The 6,937-nt window shown below is 47.9% G+C and carries 10 protein-coding genes and 1 pseudogene; 7 read left to right on the top strand and 4 right to left on the bottom strand.

Features of this window, described 5'->3' with window-relative positions; translation table 11 throughout:
• Positions 1-248 (top strand): methylated-DNA--[protein]-cysteine S-methyltransferase (locus CCB157_RS16130; protein ID WP_143287113.1); only part of this gene is annotated, 248 nt, incomplete at its 5' end.
• Positions 249-539: 291 nt separating this feature from the next.
• Entirely contained in the window at positions 540-1,442 is a 903-nt protein-coding gene (locus CCB157_RS16120; protein ID WP_077616854.1) for an amidase domain-containing protein, read from the top strand.
• Here the strand turns inward: CCB157_RS16120 and CCB157_RS16115 are convergent.
• Complete coding sequence (locus CCB157_RS16115) at positions 1,424-1,654, bottom strand: hypothetical protein (protein WP_077616853.1); 231 nt, start codon at positions 1,652-1,654, stop codon at positions 1,424-1,426. The genes CCB157_RS16120 and CCB157_RS16115 overlap by 19 nt on opposite strands.
• A 279-nt stretch (positions 1,655-1,933) precedes the next feature.
• Between CCB157_RS16115 and trmL the strand changes: the two genes are divergently transcribed.
• Complete coding sequence (gene trmL, locus CCB157_RS16105; RefSeq protein ID WP_077616851.1) at positions 1,934-2,407, top strand: tRNA (uridine(34)/cytosine(34)/5-carboxymethylaminomethyluridine(34)-2'-O)-methyltransferase TrmL; 474 nt, start codon at positions 1,934-1,936, stop codon at positions 2,405-2,407.
• A gap of 456 nt (positions 2,408-2,863) precedes the next feature.
• A pseudogene (locus CCB157_RS16100) lies at positions 2,864-3,289 on the top strand (protein prkA); the annotation flags it as partial.
• 28 nt (positions 3,290-3,317) lie between these two features.
• On the opposite strand, the gene CCB157_RS16095 reads toward CCB157_RS16100, so the two are convergent.
• The 3 genes from CCB157_RS16095 to CCB157_RS16085 are packed head-to-tail and all read right to left on the bottom strand — an operon-like array spanning position 3,318 to position 5,835.
• Positions 3,318-4,757 (bottom strand): recombinase family protein, encoded by a 1,440-nt coding sequence (locus CCB157_RS16095; protein WP_077616849.1) that lies wholly within the window; start codon positions 4,755-4,757, stop codon positions 3,318-3,320.
• A 56-nt stretch (positions 4,758-4,813) separates the two neighbouring features.
• Positions 4,814-5,167, bottom strand: coding sequence for a DUF4064 domain-containing protein (locus CCB157_RS16090; RefSeq protein WP_077616848.1), 354 nt, complete (start codon positions 5,165-5,167; stop codon positions 4,814-4,816).
• A 47-nt stretch (positions 5,168-5,214) separates the two neighbouring features.
• A complete protein-coding gene (locus tag CCB157_RS16085; protein ID WP_158077360.1) occupies positions 5,215-5,835 on the bottom strand; it encodes a LexA family protein in 621 nt (206 codons plus the stop codon).
• A 171-nt stretch (positions 5,836-6,006) separates the two neighbouring features.
• On the opposite strand from CCB157_RS16085, the gene CCB157_RS16080 reads away from it, so the two are divergent.
• The 3 genes from CCB157_RS16080 (at position 6,007) to CCB157_RS17745 (ending at position 6,847) form a co-directional block, all read left to right on the top strand.
• Positions 6,007-6,192: a helix-turn-helix transcriptional regulator gene (locus CCB157_RS16080; protein WP_369688692.1), complete on the top strand. Its 186-nt coding sequence runs from the start codon at positions 6,007-6,009 to the stop codon at positions 6,190-6,192.
• 62 nt (positions 6,193-6,254) lie between these two features.
• The gene (locus CCB157_RS16075) at positions 6,255-6,437 is read left to right on the top strand and encodes a hypothetical protein (RefSeq protein ID WP_077616846.1); all 183 of its coding nucleotides are present in this window, start codon (positions 6,255-6,257) and stop codon (positions 6,435-6,437) included.
• A 269-nt stretch (positions 6,438-6,706) separates the two neighbouring features.
• On the top strand, positions 6,707-6,847 hold the full coding sequence (locus CCB157_RS17745) for a hypothetical protein (protein ID WP_158077359.1): 141 nt from the start codon (positions 6,707-6,709) through the stop codon (positions 6,845-6,847).
• Positions 6,848-6,937 lie beyond the last annotated feature (90 nt).

Raw genomic sequence — 6,937 nt, 5'->3', positions numbered from 1 at the left:
CGCTGTTGACGATCCCCTACGGCGAAACGCGCAGCTATAAAGACATTGCCCGCCAGATCGGCAAACCGACCGCCGTCCGCGCCGTCGGCGGCGCCAACCATTGCAATCCCCTTCCCATCCTCGTGCCGTGCCATCGCGTGATCGGCGCGTCCGGCGCGCTCGTCGGCTATGGCGGCGGCTTGGATAAAAAGATCGCGCTTTTACGGCTGGAAAGGGAGCACCGCAACGCTGTAGTTGTAACGGAATGAATCGTATCGGACAAGCGGATCCGCGTTTGTTTTCCGCTTCCGCCTTTTCAAAACCGATCAGTCGATCCGGCGCCCGTCCCGTCCGGGCGTTTTTTTATGCGGCCGGTGAGGAAGGGGGCGATCTCATGAGACCGCGGTTTGGTCTAGCTGTGCCGCCGCATGCCACCATCCACTAAAGTTTCTTATAAAGACTTTTTATCCAGCCGATCGGGCTCGCGGCGGCTCCATGTTTTATCCCGGGTTTACCCGTCATAGATTATATTAACGGCAATGACGGAGGGCGTGGTGCGGATGGGTTGGTATGAAGAATGGCGCCGGCACTTGCGGCTTGCGTCCGACCTTTGGGTCGACCGGAGTCTCGACCATTATCGCGTATTTGAAGAAAAGGATCGTAGCGCGATGATGCGCAAGAAGCGGCTGCTCAAAGAGCGAAAGGCGGAAATCGTCAAAGCCTCCGCCGCGGGAGCGGTGACGGGCATGCATTGGAGCGGCGCTGCGCGCGTCGTCCGCTACCGCCTGCGTCAGCAATTTTTGATCAAACACCGCGATGTGTTTTATCTTGAGGAGCGGCAGACGGATAGACAGGCCGTTTTTAACGGCGATGAGTTGGTGCGCGATCGCTCGGTCACGGTCGAACCCGAGGTCAAGGCGCGTTCGGCTGAGATTCCGGATCCGGACGAGGGGCGGCTGCGCGCCAAAGGCAAGGGATTCGACTACGACCGCTTAAGCGCGGTCAAATATGCCGATCGTTGGTGGTGCGACGCCAATCCGGAATATAAAGCGTTTGACGTCGACTGCACGAATTTTGTCTCCCAATGCTTGCGGGCGGGCGGCGCGCCGATGCACGGCCAATTCAATCCCGGCGCCGGATGGTGGTATGCGAACCATCGGTGGAGTTTCAGCTGGACGGTTGCTCATGCCTTGCGCTGGTATTTTGAGGGGGAGAGCCAGCGGATGGGGGCGGTGTCCGTTGATCGGCCCGAGCGGTTGCAGCCGGGGGACGTGATTTGCTACGACTTCCAAGGCGACGGCCGCTTTGACCACTCGACGATCGTGACGGCGAAAGACGCCGACGGCATGCCGCTCGTCAATGCCCACACCACCGATTCCCGCCACAGGTATTGGTCTTATGAAGATTCGACGGCGTGGACGCCGAACATAAAATATAAATTTTTTCATATCGGCGGTGACTGATCCTTTTCGTCGAAGGGCTGAGGGAAACATACAACGCTAACCTGAGTAAACGGGTGATCCGCAGAGATGGGCGCTTTCGAATGCGGCAGCGGCTTGCGGTTTATTAAGGTCATCACAATCAAAGCTGCCAAAAACATGCAGGACAGCTCAATCAAATGATCGGTCATTTTTTTCGATAAGCCGCCAAAGCCGTCAAGGTCGATGCGGTCCACGGCCGGATCTCTCGCCGTGCCGTTCAGGCTCTTAGATGAAAAACATCCCGCGCTTACTCTTTATGACGAAACCGCGCGTGGCTGCGTTCTATCCCTTCAGGGGATTTTTTCTTTTTTATGGCGCTACCGATTGCGTCCGGCTTTTTTGGCGCGGTGCGGAATCCGATCTCAATCCTCGTATGCAAGCGTTCCACGATGCCTTGATCTGGTGCTATAATAAGGAAGCCGTCGCGAATGCGGACGAAGAGAACTGGTTTCGCGTAAGAAGAGGTGGATGCCATGAGCATAAACGTGGTTTTATACCAACCGGAAATCCCCGCTAATACCGGCAACATCGCGAGGACGTGCGCGGCGACCCGTTCGACGCTTCACCTCATCCGGCCGCTCGGCTTTTCAACCGATGACCGCATGCTGAAACGGGCGGGGCTGGATTATTGGCCATACGTAGATATTCGCTATTACGACAGCCTGGATGAATTGTTCGAGCGTTATCCGGACGGTGATTACTACTATCTGACGAAACACGGCAAAATCGCGCATACGTCTTTTGATTTCAGCGATCCAAACAAAGATTACTTTTTTGTATTCGGAAGGGAAACGAGCGGGCTTCCGAAAGAATTGCTGGAAGCCAACAAAGAGCGGTGCTTGCGCATGCCGATGACCGATGTCGTGCGCTCGCTCAATCTGTCCAACACCGCGGCGATCATGGTGTACGAAGCACTCCGGCAACAAGGATTTCCGGGGTTGAAATGACACACGGCCATGCCGGACGGGTACATGGGAGGTCGCGGAACGAACAAAGCTAAGACTGCAGGCAGGATGGGTTCCGGAGGCGATCCCGTGGCCGTTCTCAAGGGCGGACAGGCCTTCGCCTTTGGATGTTTGCAAGGTCGGCATATGGAAAAACGGCTTTCCTTTATGGGAAAGCCGTTTTTTAGTGGCTCGTTATTTTTCCGATTCAGGTTTATCGTTATAGCCCGCCGTGAACATGGCGACGAGAAATGAGATGATGACGAGTAAAATAAGGAAGGTTTTCATGGCGAAGCCCCTTTCAAAATCTTCTCGCTGCTTTTATTATAACGAAACGTGCCCATTGTGTATACGTTTGTTTCGCGCAACGGCATCTCGGGTTTAGACGGATTCCCGTGGAAAGTTGGGCATGTCAGTGCATAGGATGTATTACACTCGCTCAAACTCGGGGGGATTTTCATGGATTTTCTGGATAAGGTCAAGATGCAGCGGGAAGAGGACAACAAGCTGAAATGGGAAGGGACGTTCGCGGATTATTTAAAACTCTTGAAGGAAAAGCCATGGATTGCACAGTCGGCGCACTCCCGGATCTATAACATGATTGAATCCGCGGGTGTGACGGTAAAAAACGATCGCAAACATTATCATTTCTTCGATCGGGAAATCTTCGGGCTGGAGGATGCGATTGAACGGCTTGTCGACGAATATTTTCATCCGGCAGCGAAGCGCCTGGATGTGAAAAAACGGATATTATTGTTGATGGGACCGGTGAGCGGTGGAAAATCGACCATCGTCACCTTGCTGAAGCGCGGTCTTGAAGCCTTTACCCGGACGGAAAAAGGCGCCGTTTACGCCATAAAAGATTGTCCCATGAATGAAGATCCGTGCATACCACTAGGTAACCGTTAAATGACTATCGAAGTTCATAGTCCGTAATTTTGACAATTGGCGGTTCTGGATTTCTACCTGATTTGGTCGGGCGCACAAGTTCGATGGTAAATGATTTGAATATAGATTGTATCGCCATTTGCCGCTCTTCAAAAGTTAAATTATGCCATTCCTGTTTCACGTTTGCGAGAAATTCCCGAATTTCATCCGCGCTTGCCTCTTGTTCAGCGGCATTGAGCTCGCTCATAAGATGATGTTCGGATTCCCGGATATCTTCCATGATTTCCTTATAACGTTTTTTATCAATGTCCCCTTCAAGATACAGTTCCTCCGCTCGTTCCTTCCGCATTTGTATCTTTTCAAGTTCTTTCTGTATTGTTTCTTTATCCATTGACGGAATTATAATATCGTGGATAAAAGATGGATCAGTAAAATTAAATGTTTCAAGAAAAGCTCGTTCGATTGCTTCCTCCGCAATGGTCTGCATATCACAATAACCAAAATTGAAACGCCCTCGACATTTATAATAGCGATATATGGATCCATCTTTCCTTTTTCTATTAGATCCAACAAATGAATACCCGCATCTCCCGCATTTGGCAACGCCGGAAAATGGATAGTGTGTTTTCGATTTGAAAGGCATAATTCTTCGTTCTTTCATCCGTTTTTGCGCATCTTCAAATTCTTCCTCCGTGACAATCGGCTCAAAATCATCTTGATTTATTGGGACGATGACATCTTCACCCGTCATTTTTCTATTTGCCAAGCTCCGATGATTCCACCTTGTTTTTCCGCAATATATTGGGTTTGTTATTATATATCGAACGACAAAATCATTCCATTTTTCTCCTCTTCTTGTTTTCACGCCCATTTTATTTAGCTTCATGGCAATATTATGTGTCCCATGGGCTTTATACTGGTCAAACATAAATCTAACCCATTTAGCTTCTTCCTCATTTTTTACCAGCTTTCCATTCACCGATTTATACCCATACGGCGCCGGGCCTCCATTTCTCAAGCCTTTTTCTGATCGATGCAGCATATTGGTATATACCCGCTCGGCGATCGTCTCGCGCTCCCATTGTGCGAGTGTAGCAATCAATGTGATGAACAGCCGGCCCGTTGCGCTCGTTGTATCAAAAACCTCGGTGGCGCTTTTGAACTTCACGTCATATTTTTCCATGAGTTGAAGCAGCTCATGAAGGTCGAGAACGGAACGAACGAAGCGATCGAGCTTATATACGAGCACAACATCGAATTTTTGCTTTTTAATATCGGCTATTAGCCTTTGCATTGCTGGCCGATCCGTATTTTTTGCTGAATAGCCTTCGTCGACGTAATCCTCGACAAGTGTCCAGCCTTGCGATTGGATATACGAAAGAAGTCGTTCTTTTTGAGTAGCGAGAGAGACGCCTTCCTCGACTTGGATATCTGTTGATACGCGGCGATATGTTGCGACTCGCATATATACCCTCCCAACAAAAAAGCCCGGCGGATCCGGGCCATATCAATATGTCTAAATTAAGCGCTTTTTTCTTCGTTTGCTGTCTTTTCTTTTCTAATAACACCCATTAGCCCGCCGATGAAAAGCAGGATGCCTGGTACAAGATAGAAATATGAAATGCAAATGACCCCACCAACAGCGGCGATCAGCATCAGGATTCCACCGACTTTTGGTTTCGATTTCACGATCGCGGATCCGACGACGCCTACGATTGAAAGGATGAATGCTCCCCATCCCAAACCGTTGATCGTATCTCCGGAGTCGGCGCCAAATGCTGATCCAACTGCTCCAATGGCGATCGCAAGAATAGCACCTATGAATCCAAAAATTCCCCCGATGAGTCCCAACACAAATTCAGTTGTACGGCTCATATTGTACCCCTTTCAATTTTATTGTTATATGTAAACCCATTTCGGGTTTACTCCAAATTATGACGTACTTCTATAACTTTTCCAATAATAAAAATCTGATCGGCAGGATATAACATTGGTTCCATGTCTGGATTTGACGGTATGAGAATGGCCATGTCATTTTGGAATTTGACACGTTTTAACGTGGCCTCGTCGTCATTCACGGCCACGACCGCGATGTCGTTCGGCTCCACTTGATTCTGCAACACCACAACGACGCGATCCCCATCGAAAATGTTGTCGCCGATCATGGAATCGCCTTGCACGCGGAGGATAAATGCCTTTCGGCCGCGCAATTTGTCATTATCCACGAGCTCATAGCCTTCGATATTTTCGATTCTGTCGATCGGCTCGCCGGCGCGAATGGTGCCGAGGACGGGGATACGGGTCATATTTTTTTCATCGAATGGGATAGCTTGCTCCATTATTTTTGAGATATTATGTCCTATTAAAAAATCGATCGAAACACCAAAATAATCGGCAAGCTTTTTCAGTGATTCTATATCTGGCTCTCTTTGTCCCGTTTCATAATTGCTATATGCTTGCCTTGAGATTCCTAATAAATTTGCCAGATCCTGTTGTGTCTTTTTTTGTTGTTTCCGTAAACTCCGCAACCTATATGCAAGCATATGAATCCCTCTCATTTATTTTCTATATTATAACGCAACCTTATGTTGCATAAAGGTGTTGCAACATTTCATTGCAAAAAAATTATCTCCACTATTGACAGCAACAAAATGTGGCGTATAATGAAAGTAAAGATGTCAACGAAATGTTGCTTAGAGGGGGTGCTGAATAGATTGCAACGTATCTGGCTTTTGAACGCGAGAAAAAGAAAAAATTTTACTCATGCTGATGTTGCAAAAAGGATTAATGTTAAAAGGCAGTATTACGGCATGATAGAAAATGGAAAAAGGACACCGAGTGTTAATATAGCGAAGAAAATCGCTGACGTTCTTGATGTTGATTGGACACTTTTTTTTTGAAAATGAGAGCAACGAAACGTTGACAAAAAATCATTGTCATTCAGCCTAAAGGAGGTGATCCCATGGACATCGAATCTCGCCTGATTGCTCTTGAAAATGCGGTTGAAGCAATACACCAACGGCTCACGGAGCTTGAAAAGAAGGCCGCCGCGGCTACGACGGCCAAGAAGATTAAACCAATGCATCTCAATGCTGATAAGATCCTTATTTCCGGAACCTATTCAAACTCTCTGCATCAACCTTAAGTTCAAGATGACCACAAGATGAACAGAAAGAACCTTTTACAGGCAAAAATTGGCCAGGATTAACGGTTACTTGGTCATTTTGGAAGTTCCATATCGTTAATGCGTAGTTGTCGTTACTAGTAACCATATTGAAACTTCCGCATTTTGGGCAAGTATTCACTACGATTCACCTCCTTTCTATCGATCTTATTCGACAAAAAGGAAGAAAATCCCTACATGTGATCGGACAAACTCTGGACCTCATACACATGAGGCTAAGGGGTGATATCATGGCTAAATTTCAACTTCCAAAAGAAGCCTGCGACAAGTTCTATGCCGCACTGATACCTGCGGCACAAAGAATCGTCAAAGAACGTAAGGCCAGACAAGCTGCTGAACTTGCCCAGAGTAAGAAGGTAGCGAGTGCCTAACTGAAATGATTTTTCAAGAGAAGGCTTCGGCCTTCCATAGTTGGACAAGCCTATATCAGTTTCTGATGCAATCATACATCGGATATCGTT

Origin of the sequence: Caenibacillus caldisaponilyticus (assembly GCF_002003465.1) — a bacterium.
GTDB lineage: Bacteria > Bacillota > Bacilli > Bacillales > Sporolactobacillaceae > Caenibacillus > Caenibacillus caldisaponilyticus.
The sequence above is the reverse complement of the archived record's forward strand: the minus strand, read 5'-3'. Positions and strand labels throughout refer to the sequence as shown.